Annotated in this window: 12 protein-coding genes; 2 read left to right on the top strand and 10 right to left on the bottom strand. The window is 44.1% G+C overall.

The window, feature by feature from the left end; translation table 11 throughout:
* Positions 1-161 precede the first annotated feature (161 nt).
* Positions 162-1745, top strand: coding sequence for a glycoside hydrolase family 71/99-like protein (locus BW716_RS01015; protein WP_143708674.1), 1584 nt, complete (start codon positions 162-164; stop codon positions 1743-1745).
* A gap of 397 nt (positions 1746-2142) precedes the next feature.
* On the opposite strand, the gene BW716_RS01010 is transcribed toward BW716_RS01015, so the two are convergent.
* From BW716_RS01010 to BW716_RS00965, 10 genes are all read right to left on the bottom strand, one after another.
* Entirely contained in the window at positions 2143-2508 is a 366-nt protein-coding gene (locus BW716_RS01010; RefSeq protein ID WP_083720234.1) for a hypothetical protein, read from the bottom strand.
* Between the two features lie 146 nt (positions 2509-2654).
* The gene (locus BW716_RS01005) at positions 2655-3815 is read right to left on the bottom strand and encodes a carboxypeptidase-like regulatory domain-containing protein (RefSeq protein ID WP_179090954.1); all 1161 of its coding nucleotides are present in this window, start codon (positions 3813-3815) and stop codon (positions 2655-2657) included.
* 379 nt (positions 3816-4194) lie between these two features.
* Entirely contained in the window at positions 4195-5874 is a 1680-nt protein-coding gene (locus tag BW716_RS01000; protein WP_083720232.1) for a RagB/SusD family nutrient uptake outer membrane protein, read from the bottom strand.
* A 27-nt stretch (positions 5875-5901) separates the two neighbouring features.
* Positions 5902-9180 (bottom strand): SusC/RagA family TonB-linked outer membrane protein, encoded by a 3279-nt coding sequence (locus tag BW716_RS00995; RefSeq protein ID WP_083720231.1) that lies wholly within the window; start codon positions 9178-9180, stop codon positions 5902-5904.
* A gap of 521 nt (positions 9181-9701) precedes the next feature.
* A complete protein-coding gene (locus tag BW716_RS00990; RefSeq protein ID WP_083720230.1) occupies positions 9702-10427 on the bottom strand; it encodes a hypothetical protein in 726 nt (241 codons plus the stop codon).
* Positions 10428-10432: 5 nt separating this feature from the next.
* The gene (locus tag BW716_RS00985; protein ID WP_083720229.1) at positions 10433-11710 is read right to left on the bottom strand and encodes an LVIVD repeat-containing protein; all 1278 of its coding nucleotides are present in this window, start codon (positions 11708-11710) and stop codon (positions 10433-10435) included.
* 204 nt (positions 11711-11914) lie between these two features.
* On the bottom strand, positions 11915-13729 hold the full coding sequence (locus BW716_RS00980) for a beta-galactosidase family protein (protein ID WP_083720228.1): 1815 nt from the start codon (positions 13727-13729) through the stop codon (positions 11915-11917).
* Positions 13730-13897: 168 nt separating this feature from the next.
* On the bottom strand, positions 13898-15559 hold the full coding sequence (locus BW716_RS00975) for a RagB/SusD family nutrient uptake outer membrane protein (RefSeq protein WP_083720227.1): 1662 nt from the start codon (positions 15557-15559) through the stop codon (positions 13898-13900).
* Positions 15560-15577: 18 nt separating this feature from the next.
* Complete coding sequence (locus tag BW716_RS00970; protein WP_083720226.1) at positions 15578-18676, bottom strand: TonB-dependent receptor; 3099 nt, start codon at positions 18674-18676, stop codon at positions 15578-15580.
* Positions 18677-18808: 132 nt separating this feature from the next.
* Complete coding sequence (locus BW716_RS00965; protein WP_235643398.1) at positions 18809-22786, bottom strand: two-component regulator propeller domain-containing protein; 3978 nt, start codon at positions 22784-22786, stop codon at positions 18809-18811.
* A gap of 158 nt (positions 22787-22944) precedes the next feature.
* On the opposite strand from BW716_RS00965, the gene BW716_RS00960 reads away from it, so the two are divergent.
* A complete protein-coding gene (locus tag BW716_RS00960) occupies positions 22945-23313 on the top strand; it encodes a VOC family protein (protein WP_083720225.1) in 369 nt (122 codons plus the stop codon).
* The last annotated feature ends 27 nt before the right edge of the window (positions 23314-23340 follow it).

The raw sequence follows: 23340 nt of genomic DNA, 5'->3' as shown, positions 1-23340 counted from the left end.
CCCCTTTTTACATCTATATCCCAAAACCAATAAATAATTGATTCTCAATCCCACTAATTATATTTCTTCTATATTCCCCCCATACTCTTCCCCCCGCAATACCTTCCTCCCTACTTTTAGGTTTTAAGAATACTCAATCAATAACCATTTAAAAAATCTCCATGAAACCACTTACCTGGCTCTGTTGCTGTGCCCTATTGCTATTCGCATGTAATAAACAACAGGAAGCCAAATTGTCTTTAAACACTGAAACTATAGCTGCCACCCCCGTCAGCAAAATCACTAGCAAAAAGATCTTTATCCACTACATGCCCTGGTTCGAAACACCCGATTCCAAAGGCACCTGGGGATACCACTGGAAAATGAACACCCAAAACCCGGACATCATCACCAATGGTAAAAGACAAATCGCTACTTACTATTACCCTAAAACCGGTCCTTATTATTCCAGCGATCCGGCCATTATCGAGTACCAACTCCTCCTCATGAAATACGCCGGTGCCGATGGCGTCTTCATCGACTGGCCAGGTACCAGAGCGCTCTACGACTACTCTGACAACCTCGCCAATTCCAATGCCCTTATCAACAAACTGAATGCTGTCGGTCTGCAATTCGGTATCGTCGAAGAAGACAGGAACTGGGATGCCGGCAATACCTCCGGTGCCCATGGCGATTTTGTCTACATGCAAAACAACTACTTCAATCAATCCAATTACCTCACTACCAATGGTACCCCGGTCGTGCTCAACTTCGGTCCCATCACCTTTCATCAATCCTCCCAATGGGATGCTATCTTAAATGGTATCAGCCCGAAACCCAAAGTACTTCCGCTCTTTGGCTTTACGTCCGAAGTCGGATCCAACAATACCGGTGGTGAATTCCCCTGGATCTACCAGGATCATCCCTCTGTTGTGAATAACTACTATGCCCAGGCTGCGAACTTCGCACTATCTGTGGGGGTAGTTTATCCTGGCTTCAATACGTTCTATGCCGCCGGTGGTGCCGATGGCCCTACCTGGCAGATCGCCTATAACGGTACCAGCACCTTCTCTACCATGCTGGATAAGGCCCTTGCCTCTTCTGTGGGCATTATTCAATTTGCTACCTGGAATGACTATGGTGAAGGGACCATGATCGAACCTACTGAAGAATTCGGCTACTCTTTCCTCACTACCATGCAAACAAAACTGGGCGTTCCATATGGACAGCATGAACTGGAAGTCATTTATCAATTGTACCAGGCTCGCAAATCTTATGCTGGCAATACTACCATTCAGGCGCAACTGGACCAGGTATTCACCTACCTCGCCAATCAACAGGTGGCACAAGCCGAAACTTTGCTCAACAACCTTGGTGGTAACAATAACTCCACAGGTGTGTATATCAAAAACAAATGGCTGAGCACCTACCTCTATGAAGATAATGGTCAGGTGAAATACAGCTCTTCCAATTCCGGTAACCAATATAAATGGATACAGGAAACGGTGAATGGACACATCCGTTTCAAAAACCTTTCTACTGGCCACTACCTGAATATTGAACACCTCTATTCTTATGTGGAAAGTGCTGATGTACCCAATACATATTATAGCAGCTACTGGGTGCTGGAAAGTTATAATGGATATACCAGGTTGAAAAATGAATGGCAAAGCACTTATGTAAATCTTGAAAATCAAAGCGGATTGGCCCAGTGCACAACAGTGCCGGACTACTTTGAAAGTAGCCAATGGACACTCCAACAATAAAAACAATAAAATAATAAATTCTATACCGGCCCTTTTCAAACCTCCGCCCCAAAGCAAAAGCCTGAAAAGGGCCGGTGCTTTTATGAGCATCAACTCTTCCTTACAATAATTAGCTGGTGATACCGCTGCGGCTTTTGCCGGAATGATAGTCGTGCAGAAAACAAAGACAAGTGCTTAAGGGACTACCTATCACCATTAAGCACCCAAATAAAAGGGGGCAGTATCATTAATAAATGAAACTCCTGAGAAACGCATACAATGGAATCTGGCTCCATCAGGTATCCGAATTAAAACCTTCATGAAAGAGGGAATTCACCAACAGGGAATGAAAACTATTTTCAAAGAAAAGAGGGTGTATCTGAAATTAGATACACCCTCTTTTTGCTAGCAGAAAAAACTATTCTACCCAGTAAGTTAAAGTCACCACAATATACCCATCACTACCTACCTGACTATCACTCAGCGTAACAGTCTGAGATACTACACCATCCCAGTTACCCGGATTAGCGCCGAACTGATAAGTACCTGCTGGCAGGTCATAAATCTCGTAACTTTCACGCGCAGCATTGTAAGTAACGCCGGTGGACTGATTGATGGCCCAAAAACCATACAGACCAGTACTACCTGTGTATGGATTACCGTAAATGTCTACCAGTTCAATACGTACATTGTAAGTAGTAGCTACCGCTGGCTTTGGTGTTGCAGCAAAAGTGTTCGCAAAAAATAAAATTGACAGAAGACTGCAAATGAGTGAGAACCTCATGGGCTAAAACAAATTTAAATTGAGGGAATTGACATATCAGCCGTAAGGTATAATAATTTGATAAAAATTATACATTAAGATAATGTTACAAAACATACAGCCCTCTGTAAGGTAATGGCTTGCGGCCACCCTGAACTGTGCTTTTATTATTTCTTTCCCGTCGATACATAATCATACGGCACCTGATCCGCCAGCTTCTCAAATCCCCAATACCCACTAAACAACATCGCCAACGGATCCACACAAACCCCCTCCTTACTAAACGTACAATCCGGTTGAAAAAACCGTATCATCGACTCCTGCTGCCGTGGCAATCTCCCCATCATTCTTGCATATTTATTCGCCTCCAGCTCCTTCATATAACTTACCATCAGCATATTCTCACAATGCAATACATACTTATCCTCCAGGGAATCAGAAGGCTTCATTAAATCAACTGGCTTTAACGCTATCGGTATCCTGTAATTCACATAATTGCTATCATCAGAATACGCATCCCTGTTCAACATGATCTTCCCATTCTTCACAATCGTATCATGCACATACCCCCGCTGCCGCGGCCGCCTGACTATCTCATTCACCACAAAACCTTCTTCCTCCGTATTTCCTTCAATCAATGACCTGAAGAAATGTAATGAAGATCCATGAAACACCGTCTCCCTATTCGCCAGCCACTGCCGCATCTGCGCCTTCTTCTTCGTCGTCATACTCTCATAAAAAGCATATCCATAATAAGAGATCGTATGATCCCTGTCTGAATTCACATATTGCTTCAGCATAAAACGGATCTTATACCCCAATGCCGCATTATTAATAACCAGGTAATCTTCCGTACTCGCCTTCAATGCCTGCTCCGCATTATTATACCCAATATCCAGAATTTCATCATTGGTAATCACACAATTCTTTGCAAAATCCGTCTTCCCAATAAATGTTTCTTTGAACGTTTTAATATACGCCTCCCGCTTAGGATCACGCTTCACCTCAAATGCCTTCAGCACCGTCGCCTTTGGTTGCAGGGTGATCTTTATATTCACATCCTCTGTATTAATATCCAGGTAATTCGATGCCGTCTCATACCCCACATAAGAAGCAATCAACTCATACCGACCCGCTACAATCCCTCCAATACTAAAACTACCCTTCTCCGTCGTCGTACCACCCTTGCTCGTATTATTGATAAATACCGTTGCAAAACCCAGTGGCTTGCCATCCGTAGCTGACACCACTGTACCTGTAATTTTGACCTGTGCAAAAATGACCTCCGTCAGTGTGATCAAATAACCGAGGATTAAAAATCGTTTCATGGGCGCGAAATAACATCGAAGCACGATTGCCATTTTGTTAATATCGATGTACTGGCAGGATGTGCAGACAAAACACACATTTTTAAATAAAAATATTCATGAAAGAGGGAATTTACCAACCTGAATAAAATCCATTTTCAGAAAAAAATATCATAAACAGACAAAATTTACCAACCTGAATAAAACCCATTTCCTCAAAAAAATATCATAAACAGACAAAATTCGCCAACCTGAATAAAACCCATTTCCTCAAAAAAAAAGGGTGTATCAAAAGTTTGATACACCCTCCTTTAATTCGGATACCTGGTGGAGCCAGATTCCATTTTATGCCATTCTCAGGAGGTTCATTTTTTTATGATCCACCCTCTTTTCAATATTATCAATAGTTAGGATTTTTCGTCTCCGCACTCCCCTCTCCTCCCGGATTCAGATCCGCCTCATCCGCCGGCACATCCCAGTAATCCATGAAGTTGAAATTGATTGTCACATTACTATTCAGTTTCCCGGCTGCCGTCAGGAAGTTATTCCCATAACTACCCCCGCCTGATCCAATATCATAAGACCATCCCCAACGACGCATATCATAGAATGACAACCCTCTGAATACCAATGACACTCTCCTTTCCATCACCAGCTCCTGCATCGCATTTACTGCTGTCAATCCCGTGCCGGTCACAGCTGTCACACCCGCACCCTGGTAACTTCTCACTGCATCTACATATGCTAATCCGGCATCCGTATTTCCCAAACGGATATTCGCCTCTGCCAGCATCAACGCATTTTCTTCGTAACTACCTGCTATAAATTGTTCATAACCACCTATCTCAGTACTCCCATACACATACACACCTGATGTGCCATTACCACCATCTAAAATACTCCACCTCGTACCAAATGATAAATCATCCAGGTATTTGGTTGCCGTATCAAAATTGTTTGCCACGCGCTTATCACCAGTATGGAAGTTCTGCATAAAGCGCTCTCCCAATCTGAATGTAGTCGATGTATTCACACCCGTGGTTAACACAGACACTGTACCACCTGATGCGGAGAAGAAACCATTCGCTGCAGCACTTCTGCCCGTGAATACATAGTCTCCGTTCTTGATACCACTTGTCGCCAGGGTCAACACTTCATTCCAGTCTGCCGTCGTCATCGGTGTCGTTGAAGTCGTAGTGATCGATGCACTCAGGTCCTTATTCACAAAAGGCGCCAGTTTATTCACCAGCAGGTTTCTCGCCAGCAACGTATTGATGTTCCTCACCCACATATCAGTCGTCAACACCCCACCATTACCTACCTGGCAAAAAGAAGGAATCAGCTGTCCCAACACCGTACTATAATCTGTAGTACTCGTGATGCCTGTCTGCAACAGACTCGCTGCTTCGTTAAGGTAATCATTGGACAATGCAATGATACTATCCTTAATCAGGTATTTGTTAGACGTACCACCAAATGTATCGATCCTTAATCCTGAATAATACAAAGAACCGATCTGTGAATACGCAAATCCTTTCCACCAATAACACCATGCCTTGATCGTATTGGAACGGGTAGTAGCATCGCCACTGAATGTAATTCCATCTACCAGACTCAATACCTGGTTCAGTGTATTGTTCATCGCATACATATTCAACCACTGATAGTAAGTAGGGTTATAACCCGACCCTGTTTGTGCACGGGTATTATTCGCACGCATCAGACTTACATTCGCAATACCTGTTTCTGTCTTGGTACCGTCGTCGAGTATAAAGTATTCAGGAATGCTTATGGTACTTATCAACTGGTTCGATGCCTGTGCACCCACCACATCACCTAACAACTCCGCATAACCAAAAGGCAATGAAAAATAACTATCGCCCAACCAGTCGTCACCCGTCTTAAAACCGTTGACGTACACACCACCTGTAGCCAGTGAGATCAGGCCGGACTCAGTATTCACATTCCCATCCACGGTAGGCAGGTTCGGATTTCCTACATTCAGTTCTTTCTTGCAGGACAGTGTTCCTAATAATAGCAAACTGCAAACAAGAGATAAGATATATTTATTATTACTCATGATGATGTTCCCTTTTAAAATAAAAATTTAGAATCCTACATTTAAACCTACCTGATATGATCTCATGTTAGGAATGGTACTGTGGTCAATCCCTCTGTCGAACGATGAGTTAGCCGCGCCTGAACTGATTTCAGGATCAAAGCCGTTATATTTCGTCACCGTCAGCAGGTTCCTGCCTGTGAATACCACCTGCAGTTTGTTGAACTTTTGTGTATGAAGGATTCTTGCCAGATCAAATCCTAAGGAGACATTTCTCAGACGCAGGAAAGAAGCATCTTCATAAAAATAATCCTTGGTCGCATTGTTACCCGGTCCATACAGACTACCCCATGAACTGGAATACGCACTACCATAGTAAGCAGTGTAAGCAGCTTTTCTGCCATTGATAGTAACCGGTTTTGCGAAGTCGCCATCTATACCATCACGATACATCCACTCTTTGGTCTGGTTGTACAGATGACTACCATATACCCAGTCAAACTGGAAGGAGAGGGTAATGAAATTCTTATAGGTGAACTGGTTGATAAATGATGCATTGAATTTAGGATTCGGATCACCAAATGCCGTGGCACTTTCTTCGAACTGTATGGCTCTGGTAGCAGTATCTACCACACGACCTTCTACAATTTCATACTTGCCTTTATCAGCATCTGCAAAATACTTGGAACCATCTCCCTTCACAGCATCCTTACTCCTCAAAGCCTTGTAACCATAGATCTGTCCGATCTTCTGACCAGCTGTCAGTGTCAGTGCCGTACTACCTGCAGCAGATGTTAAGATGATATCTGCCCCACCACGTATCTTGTCAATCCTGGATGTTTGCTTACCAAAGTTGGTAGTGAAATCCCATCCGAAATTCCTTGATTTATACACAGGAATATTCACCTGGAACTGTATCCCTTTTGACGACATATCGATGGCATTTGTCAACACAGAAGTACTACCAGTAGATAGCGCAGAGCTTACTTTGTAGATCACATTTTCTGCTTTACGCGTCCAGTAAGAAAATGATCCATTCAAAGAGCCTAACCAGTCACCATTCAACAACGTCACAGAGAAATCGGTACCAATTTCAAACTCTTTAGAGACCTCTACTTTCAGGTCAGGATTCTGTGAGGTGGCAGGATTGGAATAATACAAAGAAGATCCCAATGTACCCTGGTTCAATGTAGGATACCTGTCAAAAACACCCGGTTGTGTACCCGCTTCGCCATACGCAGCGCGGATCTTGAAGTAAGGTACCACATGTTCCAGCCCTTTCCAGAAGTTAAAGGAAGAAGGTAATACATAACCGTTTGTATGCGGGAAAGTAAATGGTTTAGACCCGCTACCAAATGCGGAAGACCAGTCACTTCTAAATCCACCGGATATACCACCCCAATCGCCAATATCAAATTTCTGATCAATGAGGTAACCAAAGGTCACGAAAGTTTCCTGGTAATCTCCGTTGGTAGGCTCGGTGGTAGAGGTAGAAGTAGGTGCTATATAAACGGCGGACGCAGAGGCGAGATTAATAGGAGAAGTGGTAGGCAAGCCTAAACCATATATATCATATTCCCTGTACTTTCTCTGGCGGTAATCATACGATGCGAGCGTAGTTGTTTGAATGGGAAGGTTCCAGCCAAAGTCTTTTTTGAAATCAGTCCTGAAGTAAGCACTTCCGATGAAGTTCTGGAACGTAGTCGTATAGTTCCACTGATCAATTTCACCAGTACGGTCTGTAGCAAAGTAAGAGGCTTTTGTATCCCAATACTCTGCATTTGCATTACCCGTCTGGTTAAAGTAGGTCCATGTTGCGCGTTCTGTTCTGTAGTTGATACCATACTTCGCATCTACCTCCAGGAAGTGATTGATCTTGTAGTTGGCATTCAGGCTTTGTACGATATCAATCTTATTATCCAGCCCATCTGCATACTCCTGTACATAGTATGGATTAAAGGCATTGATACTTAAGAAATCGGCAGTCTGATAGGCAGGAGAATGTCCATCTGCCATCTTCCATTTTAAACTGAAGAAAGGAGAAGTATTCAGGAAGCTGTAGATGTTACCGACATTCCCTGCCACGTTACCTCTACCGTAGAGATAACCACCTGGGGCCCCGAGACCCGGTGTCAGTGTATTTTTGGTGTAGATAACCTGTGTAGTGGAGCGGAGATGAAAACCTTTGAATACCTCAGTGCCTATGTTGGCGGTTAGGTTCGTGCGGTCTACATAACCATTGTGCATAACAGGACTCAAAGTATGATTATTGGCGAATGCCATATTGAAATCCGTCTTATCTGTGCCCCCTGAAAAGTTGATCGCATTGTTCCAGGTACTACCTGTTAAGAACATCTCTTTGAAGTGATCATAATATTTCAGGTTCATGTTGTACGGCTTGTCTGCAATGTTGTTGGGATTCAATATTCCATAACGGGTAGCACCTCCATAAGTATAACTGATACCAGAATAGTCGCCATACTGATCAAGGGCCAGAATATTGCCACTGGCATCTACCACATTATTATTACCATCAGTGAGATAGGGATGTTTGCTGGCTTTAGTTACACCACCACTGTTGATGTAATTATTAATGGAGTAACTGGTGCTATAGTTCACTTCCAGACGACCGGATTTACCCTTTTTAGTAAAGAGCTGAATAGCACCATTTGCACCCTGTGCACCATACAGCGCAGCAGAAGCAGCACCTTGTACCACTTCGACTCTTTCTACGTTGGCAAGATCGAGACTATTAAAATCAGTTGCAGCTACCTGCACACCATCTAACATGATGAGGGGTTTAGTACCACCCTGAATGGTGTTCACACCTCTGAGGAGGATGTTCACCGGGTCACTGGGGTTACCACTTACAGTAGAAATCTGCGCACCGGGTATTTTACCAACCAGTGCCTGGTCCACACTGGTGGAAGCACCCATCAGCTTATCACCAGAAACAGATTCTACGGATATACCCAGCCTTCTCTTGCTGGTAGGCGTTCCTGTCCCGGTGACAACAAATTCAGTCAAAATCTTTTTGTCATTCCCCAATTGTACACTGATGGGTAAACCATCTACAGTGACTTCTTTTGTTTCATATCCAACTGCTGTGATGATAAGCTTCTGACCTTTGGAAGCCATAATGGTGAAAGCGCCACTAATGTCGGCTACTGTACCTCCACCCCCTTTAATTTTGATAGTAGCACCAGGAATAGCTTGCCCCGATTCATCTTTAATAATACCGGTGACCTTGGTTGATTGTGCAAATAATGAAAACGTATAGACATGGCACATCAGTACCATTAGGCATAGAAAACCCTTGATTCTCATAATTGTGATTTAAAATGACAGTAGATAACCTTGTGATCAAATATTAGCTACGCACGGGTTGCTGGCATCGCCCACCATAGCAGTCTTTTCATTGTTTCGTTATTTTAAGTAATAGTAAACCTGCATGCCGGAATGGCAACGGCATGCGCTACAGCACAAGAAAAGGGTTATTACGTTAATTAATCTTACGGTAAACGGTTCGTCTTTTCGGTCCTGCCATTTGGTTGAAATGGCTCGTTCATCTGGTTAGAATTAAGTTAAATAGTTTTACTGTAAAAGCAAATCTCTTACAAAGGTAATCAATAGATGTCCATCACAATGTCAGCCTATAAATATTGATTAGATTTTGGTTATTTGGATTTTGATTTTGGTTGTTATGTTAAATATAGAGACTTGGATGATAATTTCATAATTTTTATAACAAAAAATGTAAATAATGTAATATAGAATTATTTATAATATATTTAAAAGTACCGCAAGTATTGAGGTTCAGAAAATTGTAAAGGGGGGACGCGCCCCCCTTACAGTGTGATGCCCATCATCACGGTAACTCTGTTAAAAGTATAATCTGTGGTGGTAAAGGTGCCTAATGGCCTTTGCGTCTGCCAATCCAACACTGCAGTCTTTGTTTTGAATGCTGCATGCGCATAACCTGCTGATAAATGAAATGAACTATTATATCTCCACCTGAATTTATATCCCAATCCCGCATGTATATAAGTGCCGGCTACGTTCTGATCCGGTTCTCTGGAATTTTGTAGCGACCACTGTTTACGTGTTAACCATGGAATGGCTTTGCCCGCACCTGCATAAGAAAAGAAAGTTCGCTCCTCCTTACTGAAATCATAACGAAGATCTCCGAATACCGGTACTGACCTTGCCTGATAATCATCTAACCCAATCCCCACACCTATCTGGTATTGATAGGCAAACCTATATCCTGCAATGCATCTCCACACAGATCCCTTCTTATCAGAAAATTGTAACCCTGCTTCATCTATATTATAAAAACCATTAGGCGCTATTTTAGGATATACCTTCTCCTGCTTCACACTATCCATCTCTGCACGATTAAACACTAACGTATCTTTTACCCTGTTCTCTATTTTCAATACCCCATTCTCTGTCGAAAAGATATGCCCCCTGATCACACTGCCATTCTTAAAATATAGTACATCCAGCTTTCGCTGCGCAGTCAATCCCTGCATAGCCAACAGCCCTGCACATAACAACAGTATATATTTCATAGTAATTATTTAATGACGATGCCAATCTTACTTAACAAGGCAGGTTTACTTAAATTAGAATAATCGTACTGGTACAAACCATCTTTGGCTGTTACCAACAGTACATGATTGTTTGGGATCACATCATAGGCTTCTATGTCTTTCACGGTTTGCTTCGTCTCTACATTCAATGGATCAGTGGCATCCATAAAGTGTAAGCCATTTGTACCTTCACATACAAACAGGTTGTTGCCATCAATACCTAATCCATAAGGCCCTGTCATGACATAGCTTTTCAACAATTGCGGGTTTTTCACATCTGCTATATTAATTACGTCCAGTTGATTCTGATTACCCGCGCAGGTTGTACCGGATCTTAATGTCACATACGCCGTTTTCCCTTCTACCACTACAGGATCACAGGATTGAATGTGTGAGAAAGTACCTGCAGCTACCGGCATTTCAGGATTGCTCACATCATAAATGAGCATGCCGGTGGTGCTGCCAATAAAGATGTAATGATCGTATGGGAAAATAGTTTCGATATTAGCAAAAACAGTAAAGTTGTTTTTCTTCACAGGTTCATTGGCCTGTTGTACATTAAAGACCTGGATACCGTAATAATCCACTGTATACAGGGTATTATTCATCAGCCCAAAACGTGCGGTAGAACCAGCTTTGCCGGTAACAGAAGGTACAGATACATTTGAGCTGTTCGAAACGGTGACACTGTTGGCCGCACTATTATATACATAAACACCATTCCAGCTGTCTAAATTACAGGTATTTGAAAGCACGGTATCTCTTATTTCGAAACTGGTGATTATCCCTCTCAGCGTATCGGCAATGATACCATATTCATATTGCCGCTGGGGGAATACATTGTTCAGTCTTTTTGTCTGGCGGATGTTGTGAGGATCGCTGATGTCCAGCGCCACAAGGTCGATGTAACTGTCCACATACATCACATTCCCTTTTACAGCCAGGTCTACATTGCCGGGGATGTTGATAAATGCGATTTTTTGTGGGGAAGATGGGTTGGAGTTGTCGATGACGTGGATACCTTTGTTCAGCTCGTTCAGGAAGATGTAGTTGCCGTAGAGATAGATTTTACCTGGTGATACAATTTCGTGTGGAGACTCGCTACGGATAGAAGATCTAAGGGAATCGAGACTGGCGTAAACAGGTGTGTATATTTTTGAAGGAATGTTGTTGGTACATTTATCCTTCAAACAGCTGCTTAGCATAAACAAATACACGGCCAGCAGCGCTGTCGGAAACAGTCTGGTTGATGCTACATACATGGGAAATAGGTTTTCATTAGAACGAGACGACTGTTCCAAAAGTTACAACTTACGAAAAGCTGCTTCGGCCGGAGGCCGAAGCAGCTTTTCGTGCGGGCGATTATTACCGACCGGCTTTTCGCCGGTCGGTAATAATCGCATCTAAATAAATCTAAAAGCAAAAAGCCCTCCCAAATGGGAGGGCCTACTCATCGTTCTACGTTTTTATCTTACCTCATCCAAAATAGCATGATCTATCCCCCTCACGACCTGTACCTCCGGCTTTATCAACTCCAACACCGCAATACTATTCTCCCCTTTTTTCAACCACTCCGCCGGCACAAACACCGTCTGCTGTGGCCCCACTTCCCAGTACCTTCCTAAATTATGCCCATTCACCCACACCACACCTTTCCCCCACTGGCTCATATCCAGGTAAGTATCACCTACCGCATCCAGTTTAAAACCACCCTCTCTCAGCACCGGCTCATTCACCCCAACTTTTCCCGCCTTCACTACCGGCACATTACTAAACGGCAAAGAATACATCTCCCATCCTTTCAACTCCTTTCCACCAAATACCACGCTCTCTGTAATCCCTTTCTTATTCTGCAATAAATAAGGTCCAAAATTGATCCTCCCTAAGTTCTCCACCAGGATCTCCAGTCGCACTTTCCCTTTCGGTAATGTCACCTGCAAACTATCCTGCTTCAACCTTCTATCCAGCGTACCCACTCTCTTTCCATTCACATACACAATCCCATAATCCCTCAATGCATTGATCTTCAGCACACCCGCTTTACCACCATCCACCGTCGTTCTATATAAAACAAATCCATAGGCCTGTTTCAAATCTTCAAAAGTCAGTGGGGTCGCATGCTTCACTGCCGCCGGCAATAAACTGAATACCCCAGTCGCCTGTGTTAATGTAACAGCAGGAATAGTGATCACACCTCTCTTCGCCGGCACGGCTGGCAATGTCTGCCCCGGTTGCAAATGCTTTGCTATCACCGCACGGAACTGCATGTATTTTTCCGTCGCATTACCTGCCTCATCCAATGGCGCATCGTAATCGTAACTACTTATCTGCGGCTCATAAGGATCCTTATCATTCGCATTTGCCCCATTCATAAATCCACGCGTTGTACCACCATGGAACATATACATGTTAATAGAAATACCCGCACTCAACACACTATCCAATCTACCCAGGTATTGCTGATACGGTACGGTGTGATGTTTTGTACCCCACCAGTCAAACCATGCAGGATACCATTCAGCAATATAAAAAGGCCCTTTTCCGCCATGATTTTCGCGTATCAGTTTCTTTACCTTCACTGGGTTATCCTGCCCATTAATAGCCGGTAATAAGCCCGGTAAATGCCCGTTTTTAATCGCTGCTTCCGGATCGCAGGTAAACAGCAATCCATCAAAACCTGCATCGACAAACATCTTCCTGTTTATTTCCAGGTACTCCTTATCATCTGAATAAGAACCATACTCATTTTCAATCTGCACCATCAGTATATTCCCGCCATGATTCACCTGCAATGGCGCCAACTGCTTGCCCACCGCATGGATATAATTGCGGTAAGCCTCCAGGTAACGCGGATCTTTACTCCTCACTACCAATCCTTTCTCATTCTGCAACCAATAAGGGTAGCCACCAAACTCCCACTCCGCACACACATAAGGACTTGGCCGCAGTACCACATACATCCCCTCCTCCTTCGCAATCTTCACAAACTCCGCAATATCATTATTGCCCGAAAACTCATAATGCCCCTTCTCCGGCTCATGCACATTCCAGAATACATAGGTACCAATGGTATTCAAACCCATTGACTTTGCCATTTGAATTCTGGCACGCCATGCCTCACGAGGTACCCGGGGATAATGAATCTCACCCGAAATCATCTGAAAAGGATGCCCGTCCAGCAAAAAGGTACTGTCTCCCAACGCAAAGGTGTGTTGAGATTGCCCCATCCCCTGCATCCATAAAGCCATTAGGGCGATGATCGCTACGCTTATTTTTTTCATCCTGTCTAAGTTTATTATAACGCTATCATGATAATGCTACTATAAGGCCGCTAAAAGGCCATTATAAGGTTACCAAAAGGTCACTTCATTATCCCTGGGATATTGAGGTGACCTTTTGATGCTCTTTTGGTGAACTTTTGGCGCCCTGTTGGCACCGGCATCACACTATTAGTACCCCGTATTCTGCGTCAACTGACCATTAGACGCCAATATCTCAGATCTTGGAATTGGCAGCCAATAGTTCTTGTCAGCAAATAAACGTCCGGCCAGCGCTGTCTTCCTGGTATATGTATATACCCCGTTTGACTTCGTGATCGTCATACCATATGCCGGCACATTCTCAGTCGTAGATGCAATTTTCCATCTTCTCACATCATAAAAACGATGCTCTTCAAATGCCAGCTCTACCTGTCTTTCTCTCTGAATAGCCGTTCTCATTTCATCCTGTGTCAAACCTGTCGTCAATGCAGGTTGATTGACACTGCTACGCTGACGAACCTGGTTCACTGCTGCATATACTGATGCATCTGGTCCCGCTGCTTCATTCTGTGCTTCTGCATAGTTCAGCAGGATCTCTGCATAGCGGAAATAAATCCATGGTTGTAATCCTGCCACATTCCATGGGTTGTCGATCGGATTGGTATCGTCCATGAACTTCTTCAGGTAATAACCTGTCTTGGATGTATTCCAGTTCGAATTACCATCCTGACTATCTTTACCTCCTGGTGTGAATGTTTCGATCGTACTGTTTCTATAGGTCGCACCATTGTACAGAATAGAAGCATAGAAACGCGCATCCCTGTTAGCATAGGGGTTTGCTGCATCATAACCGGAGCTCGCATCGGTAATAGGAAGACCATTATTCATTTCATACGCATCTACTATATTCTGCAATGGTGTATTACCCGCCCATCCGCCATAACCATTTGGTCCGTTGGCAATTTCTAAACAGGTATGTCTTGCACCAATTACATATAGTCTTTCGAAAATGATCTCTTTACTCGCTGAGTTCTTAAACAATCCTCCATAGTCTGCATCAATTGAATACTGCCCCAGATCCATCACCGCTTTTGCAGCGGCTGCTGCATCTGCCCAGGTTCCTGCATTGTAAAGCGGACTCGCTGCATACAGTGTCAGCCTTGATTTCAGTGCCAGTGCCGCACCTTTGGTAGCACGACCCAGTTCCCATGAATCATCATTTGCTGATGGTAAATAATAAGCTGCTGAATCCATTTCCTTTATCGCATAATCCATAGATGTCTGCAAAGATGCACGGGTGTACAAGGATGCATCTGCCAGATTATCCTCCAGGTTATACACACTATCACCCACCATCACTACACCACCATAGTTGCGGATCAGATCCTGGTAACGGAACCCACGGATAAAGTGTAATTCACCTCTCAGCTTATTCCGCAATCCCTCACTCATTGGCACTACTGCAATGTTGTTCAGGGCATAGTTTACCTCCCTGATGCTACGATAACTTCTAGCCCAGAGTGTACCGGTAATACCTGTGTTTTCTGGTGCCAGCAAACCCTGTTGCACCAACCAGGTATTATCATCATTATTATAAATAGATTCATCTGATAGTGAGCTCCACATCGCGTATTCAAATCCTCTTCCAAAACCCGGAGGCGTACCCTCCGCTTCTTTATCCTGGAGCTTTACACCCATGTATCGGTTAATCACATAGTCTTCAAACAAAAGCGAGTCGGACAACACTGCCACGTCAGACACACGGTCCGTAGGCACGATATCCAGGTAATTCTTCTTGCAGGACACAAATCCTATTGCCAGAAGGTATAAAAAATATTGAATCTTTCTCATGACCGTAATTTTTCAGAATTAAAACTTAACATTCAGCCCCAGGTTCACAATACGCTGTTGCGGATAGAACTGTCCGCTGCTGCTGTTTCCTTCCGGATCGTAATCTTTCACTTTTGTAATCGTGAACAGGTTGTAAGCGCTGGCATACACACGGAGTGAACTGATCTTTGCCCTGTTCAGCAACGTTGCATTGATCGTATACCCCAACTCTACGTTCTTCAAACGGAGAAAGGATGCATTGTTCAGCCAGAAATTGTTCGCATACAAACCACCATTTACGGAAGATGATGCACGGGTATCTACTCTTGGATAAGTTCCATCTGTATGGGTTGGGCTCCAACGGTTATCTGCCCAGCTGCTGTAGAAGTTTCCGATTGTACCTGATTCAGGCAGTACATACTGACTTACATGTGTCTGCCCTGCAAATACAACTGATGCATCGAAACCTTTGTATGCTCCATTCAACAGAATACCATATGTGATTTCAGGAATGTTGCCATACTTTGTTCTTGTCTGGTCATCAGCTGTGATCGCACCATCGTTGTTGTAATCCTGGTAGATCAGATCACCCAGTTGTGCATTGGCCAGGTGTGGATATTTATCCAGATCTTCCTGTGTTCTGAATATACCAATCGCATTATACAATAAAGAGGTGTTCATCGGATGACCGGTTTGACGCTGGTAATCGAGTGTACCAGACGCTTCGTCGATGTAGATGATCTTGCTCTTTGCATATGTGATGTTGGTATTGATACCATAACGGAAGCCCCCTTTAGTCACATTATTGTATCCCAGTGTAGCTTCAATACCATTACTGTTTACCTTACCAATGTTCTCTGCAGGCACCAGCGGATCGGAACCATAAGGGTTTACGATGCCTGAAGTACCAGGAATAGAAGCATTGCGCTGGGTGAGGATATCAGAACGTTTCTGCTGGAAGTAAATAAACTCCACGTTGAAATGATCCAGGAATATTGCATTCAGACCTACGTCCAGTTTCTTCGCTACTTCCCAGGTGATATTCTGGTTAGCCAGTTTAGTGAGGTCAATACCCGCATGTACCGCATCACCGATTACATACTGACTGTTGAATGAGTAGTTGTCAAAGTACTGGAACAGGGAGATATTATCATTACCCAATGAACCATAAGATCCACGGAGTTTCAGGTCATTGATGAACTTCACACCCTTAAACCATGGCTCCTGTGAAATGCGGTAACCAGCAGAGATAGATGGGAAGAACCCATACTGATGCCCGCTTGGGAATGCAGAAGATCCATCCACACGTGCCTGCGCTTCTACCAGGTATTTCTCCTGGTAGTTGTACGCCAGTCTACCGAAATAACTCTTACGGGTAAAGTTATAGCTGTTACCAGAGTTATTTTTGTCTTCACTGGCAGGACCACCCTGTGACAGTTCCGGTGTAGTGGAAGATGGGAAGTTCATGCGGTAAGCACCCAGTGAATCCTGAGATGTTTTACTTTGCTCATAAGCGACAAACGCTGCGATGTTGTGTTTACCAAACTGATGTGCATAGTTCAGTTTGATGTTGGACACCATCATGGTTCTGTTTAATTGTCCTTCTGACAAAGTTGCTAACCCGTTTGAACCACCTACGATTGTCTTATCGTAAGCACCGGTCGTTGAATTGTAGTTGTATACGGAATAAGGTTTGCTGAACGTCTTGATAAAGCTCCAGGATTTGTCGATAGAATAAAATCCATCCAGTGACAACCCTTCTACTCCTGGAATCTGGTATGCACCTTTCAGTATACCATTAAATACCTGTGTAGGGTTGCGGCTGGTTCCACCTATGCTGGTGCCTATCAGTGCAGGGTTACTCCCTTCTATACCATAAGTAGGTAATCCATTAGGGTAGTAAGGTGCGATGGTAGGATAAGCCCTGTAAATAGCGCGGAAGATGTCGCCGGCACTGGTTACAGGGTAGTTACGATCTTCCTCTCTGCCGCTCAGGTACAGACTTACTTTCAGTCTTTTAGTTACATCCGCATCGATGTTGGAACGGAAGTTATACTGATTGTACTTTGTCGCACCATTTTTATATAAACCATCCTGGCTGATCGTACCGAGAGATGCATAATATCTTACATCAGTCGTACCACCGCTTACTGCCAGGTTATGCTGCTGCTGTGTCGCTGATTTTTTCAGCACCACTTTCTGCCAGTCAGTATTAGGGTAGTTCAGCGGATCAGAACCATCTCTGTATTTCTGGATCTCTTCGTCCGTATAATACTGGTTCATGCCACCTGCCGGATCGGTGTAATACGCAATCTCATTCTGGATCGCAGCAAAGGTGGGTGCATCCGCCATTTTTGGCAAACGGGTTGGGGAAGAAAAACCCTGGTTAAAGGTGTAATTGATCACCGGCTTACCGGTTTTACCTCTCTTGGTGGTTACGAGGATCACACCATTCGCTGCACGGCTACCATATACTGCAGCAGAAGCGTCTTTCAGTACGCTGATGCTTTCAATATCGTTAGGGTCCAGTCTTGATAATCCACCAATCTGACCTGGTACACCATCTACCACTACAAGTACATCGTTGTTACCGGTGGTACCCAGACCTCTGATGTAAATGTTGGAGTTGTCATAACCCGGTTCACCAGCACGGTTGTTGGCGATCACACCAGAGAAACGACCTGCGAGTGAGTTGGATACGTTCGGTTGCGGACTTCTTACAATGTCCGCACCTTTTACGACGGAGATAGATCCGGTCAGGGTCTCCTTTTTCTGGGTACCATAACCTACTACTACCACTTCGCTCACAGTCTGCGAGTTTTCACTCAGCGTTGCATTCACGGAAGGCCCTGCAACGGCGATAGACTGAGCAGCGTAAGACATGTGATTGAATACAAGGGTATCTCCCTGTTTTGCAGTGACGGTATAGTGACCATTGATGTCGGTCACAGCTCCCTGGTTAGTCCCTTTAACTTTCACTGTTACACCAGGTACTGGTTGTCCCCCGGACACCACTTTACCGGAAATTTTGCCCTCCTGGGCCTGTGCAATAAATACAGGGAACATGAATACTAAAAGCAATGACAGTCGCAGAAACAAGGGCAACTGCCGCACGTGCCTGTGCAAGACTTTTTTCATAACGGAATTCTGTTTGGATGAGTAAACGGTTGATTATCAGGTTTTCATTGATCAAGACAAGGGCAAATTAATGATTTACCCCCCCCTGGGAAGGGGGGTAAATCATTTAAGAAAGGGGGTAAATTCGTTCAATTACCCCTCTTTTATGATAGTAAGGTCCTGGTTAAAAGAGTGGCGATACTTCTTTACATATTCGGATGGATTCATGCCAAAGAGCTTTACAAATTGCTCCCTGAAGTACTTCACATCGCCAATGCCTACCTCAAAAGCTGCCTGATTGATGGTATAATCTTCCTTTATCATCAGCATCGCCGCTTTGCGAAGTCGAATAGAACGGATAAAGGCATTGATCGTCTGACCGGAAATGGATTTTACCTTTTTGTATAAGCTGGAATGACTCATACCGATAGCCTGCGTGAAGGTTTTGATAGAGAAATCTTCATTTCCCAGGTTGGATTCTATAATACTGATACAATTATTGAGGAAGTCCCGGTAGGCAGCGGGAACTTTGACTGTACTCTTTTGTAAGGTGATGCTGTCCAGGAAGTATTGGCGAAGCAGGTTCCTGTTTTTCAGAAGGGTCTGCACCTTGGCCAGCAACAGGTCTTTATCAAATGGTTTGGTGATGTAATCGTCCGCCCCTTCTTCTATCCCTTTGATTTTCAGTTCATGGGCAGAGGTCAGGAGGATCACGGGGATGTGGCTCAGGGCTTCTGTATTTTTGATTTTGGTACAGAGTTCCAATCCATCCATACCCGGCATTTGTACATCACTGATCACAAGATCCGGGAGTTGCTCCTGCACCATGGCAAATCCGTCATCCCCGTTTTCTGCTTCATATATTATATAATGGTCAGAAAATAACTGCCGGAGGTACGCCCGGATGTCAGCATTGTCATCAATGCAAAGCAGGGATCTTTTCTCTGTGACCATTTCTCCAGGCAGGAGTTTTTCTTCTTTTTTCGCAGGTACAGTCGTTTCTTCCATCAGTTCCTGCAAAATGGCGGAGCGCTCATTGGTGGCAAAGTCATACCCGGTGAGATGACCGAGACCCTTGCGCAAACGAATGACGAAAGTAGTGCCTTCCTGCTGGCGGCTATGGTAAGTAATACTACCATGATGACTTTCAATAAAATGCTTCACGAGATAAAGGCCGATCCCGAAACCTGTCTGACGCCCACCTACCCTGCTGAATTTATCAAAAATGCGGTTACCGGTAGTAATAGGAATACCACAACCGGAATCCTGTATGGAAATTTCCACTTCTGTGAATAACTCACGAATTTTAAAGACCACCTTTCCACCATCAGGGGTAAATTTGAAAGCATTGGACAATAAATTGAATAAGGCCACCTCCATCTTCTCATCATCTACATACATTTCGATCGGACATTGTCCGCCTTCGAACTGGTAGTCGATATTTTTGAGTCTTGCCTGCTGAGAGAAACACAAAAAAGCTTCTTTACATAGCTCCACCATATCCAGTCTATTGATTTTCAATGTATCTCCACCTGAATCAGCTTTTCTGAACAGGAGTAACTGATCCACTAAACTGAGTAGTCTGCGTGCATTTCTATAGACAATACTGAGTTCCGGGTCCTGGGTGTATGCTTTAAGAGGATTGATAATCAAGCTCAAAGGTGTCCTAAATTCATGTGAAATATGAGTAAAGAAAGATAACTTCTTCTCATTCAGCTCTTTTTCTTTCTCATTTTCCAGGTGCGCAAGCCGAATTTCGTAATCAAGGCGTTCCTGCCTGGAGCGATAACGCATAAAAACATATAACAGACCTCCTATTACTACGGTATATAATAAGTATGCCCACCAGCTTCTGTACCAGGGTGGCAATACAATAATGCGGATCGTGCTGATCTCTGGCCCCCAAAGACCTTCGGCACTGGTGGCTTTGATTTTAAAAATATACGTGCCTTCCTGCAGACGGGTATAATTTGCGGTACGTGCTTCTCCGACATAGTTCCATTGTTTATCCCAGCCTTCCAGTCGGTAGGCATAATTGATCTTGTCCGGAGAAGTATATTCCAGGGCGACGAAGTCCAGGGAAATAGCTGCTTTGTCGTAAGGGATCTTTAATTCCTCTACATTTTCAAGCGCGCTTTTGGAAATATATTTGCCTTCCTGTTCAACAGGGGTATTGCTAATTCTGATACCAGTGAGGAATACCGGCGGCAAAGTAGTCTGGTCGTAAATACTATCCGGGAAAAAGACATTGAAGCCTTTGATACCCCCGAACATACACTCACCGGTGCTGAGTTTGAGTGCCGCATTGTAGCTGAACTGGTTACTTTGCAGGCCATCAGATTGTGAGAAACTACGACAGATTTTTGTCTGCGGGTTAAATCTGGCCAGACCATTGAAAGTACTGAGCCATAGATCGCCGCTGTTATCTTCGATGATTCGCAGGATAGCGTTGCTGGGTAAACCATCTGTTTCTGTATAGCGAATAAAACGGCCTGTTTGTTTATTGAATTGTAATAAGCCACCACCATCGGTGCCTACCCAGAAGTTGCCATGTTTATCCTCGTGAATACTGCGTACGGTGTAACCAATGTGGAAAACCTTGTGTTGTTTGTGTGCCCTGTCTATGGAGATCAGGTCCTGGTAGTTACCACCCCACAGATGTCCCTGGGCATCTTCGGCCAGGCATTGGATGTTGATAAGGGTATTGTCAAAGAGTTCGAACTGGTTGGTCGTTCTGTTGAAAGTATAGAGGGTACCATTATTGGTGGTACTGGCCCATATCTGTTTCTGTGCATCTTCGTATACAACCCATACATTGTTTTCAGTAGTATTGGTAGTGGGGTTGTTGCAATGAAAATGCTCGAAGGCGTTACTGCCTTTTTTATACCTGTTGATGCCGCCGAACCAGGTGGACACCCAGATATCATCCTGCGCATCACGAAGAATGCAGGTGATAAAGTTGCTACTGATAGCGTTGGGTTTGGTAGCGTCGGCAGTGAAAGCAGTGAATTGATTATGGGGTCTGTCCCAGTGCTTGAGACCTCCGCCATCAGTGCCGATCCAGATATCGTTATTCACTCCTTCGCAGAAGGAAAGGATAAAGTTGCACACCGTGTTTTCCCCATTGAAACGATGGAGTTCGAATGGATTACGCCGAGGGGCGACAATGCTGATTCCACCTCTTAAAGTGCCGATCCACATACGACCTTCTCTGTCTTCATATACAGCATATACCGCATTACTGTTCAATTGACACTTATTGATATTTTCACGGGAAGAGACGATGAAGACACCTGCCCCGTCAGAGGCTACCCAGATCCTGCCGGTTTTGTCTATACAGAGGCCTACGACTTTGTTGTGGGTCTGGATGTAATTTTCTGAGAAGGAATTATTAGTAAGGTTGTATCGGAACAAGCCATTATCAGTACCTAACCATAGGCCACCTTGCTGATCGCTACGAAGACAGTTTGCCTGGCGGATGCTCTGATTGATGATTTGCAGGGATCGTGTTTGTGGATTGTATTTGCAAAGGCCAATGTCTTGTACAAATACAAAAGCAATATTGTGGTCAAAGTCGATACCGGTCACTTCGTAATTGGTGAGGGTAGTGGTATTTTGAATGATGGGTACCTGGATACCGGCGTATACATTTTCATGAAATAATAAGAGACCGTCACGTTCCGTACCTGCTAAGACGGTTTTTCCACTATCGCCGGCGCGGATAATGTGGATAACGCCGATTTCAGGGCGGGGAGTAGGGCTTTTATAAGGGGTAAAACGGGCGGTGGTAAATTGCTCATTGACGGGGTTGAATACACTAATACCTTTGCGGCCCCCAAGCCAGATACGGTGGAGGTAGTCGCCTTCGATCGTGAAATTCCCATTGTCATTGAGGGAAGTGGAGTCGCCGATTTTATTGCGGAAGATGCGGAATTTGTAGCCGTCGAAGCGGTTGAGACCATCATAGGTACAGATCCACATAAAGCCTTTGTAGTCCTGGTATACGTTCATGACGGCGTTATTGGATAAGCCGTTTTCAATACCGAGGTTTTTTATAGGTTCGTCGTTGGCATACAGCGTAATGTATAAAAAGCAGCAACAGAACGGCAGTAGCATCCGGAACAATTTCATAACGTGCGCGTTTTGGTGGAGTGTAAAGTATAAAAAGTTTTTAAATAATACCAGGTAAAAATCGGCTACCGGAGGCAGCCGATTTTTACCTGGCCCGCGCATGAATTTGGGCAGCTTCCTGCTGCCCAAATTCATGCGCTTATTTTTATCTTTATGCTATGATCTCCTGCAACCTCATCGTCATTCGTACCAACAAACTACACGAACAGGCTCAGTTTTACACCGCCCTCGGATTTGAATTCGAATACCACCAACATGGAAACGGCCCTATGCACTACGCCAGCAAAGGCACCACTCCCACTTTAGAAATCTACCCGCTCTTAAAATCTCAAACTATTCCGGACGCAAGCACCCGCCTCGGCTTCTCAGTTGAGAACCCCGATATCGTTGTGCAATCCATATTATCATTAGGAGGAAATTTGGTGACGCCAGGAGTAGACACCCCCTGGGGCTACACCGCCGTCATTGCAGATCTAGACGGCAGAAAAATAGAATTAGTTAAGTCTACCCCTTCTGCTTTTAAGTAGAAAAATTGAATGAGTCTAATCTACCTA

It is taken from the genome of [Flexibacter] sp. ATCC 35208 (assembly GCF_001975825.1).
Classification (GTDB): domain Bacteria; phylum Bacteroidota; class Bacteroidia; order Chitinophagales; family Chitinophagaceae; genus Chitinophaga.
This window is presented reverse-complemented; position numbering and strand designations above follow the sequence as displayed.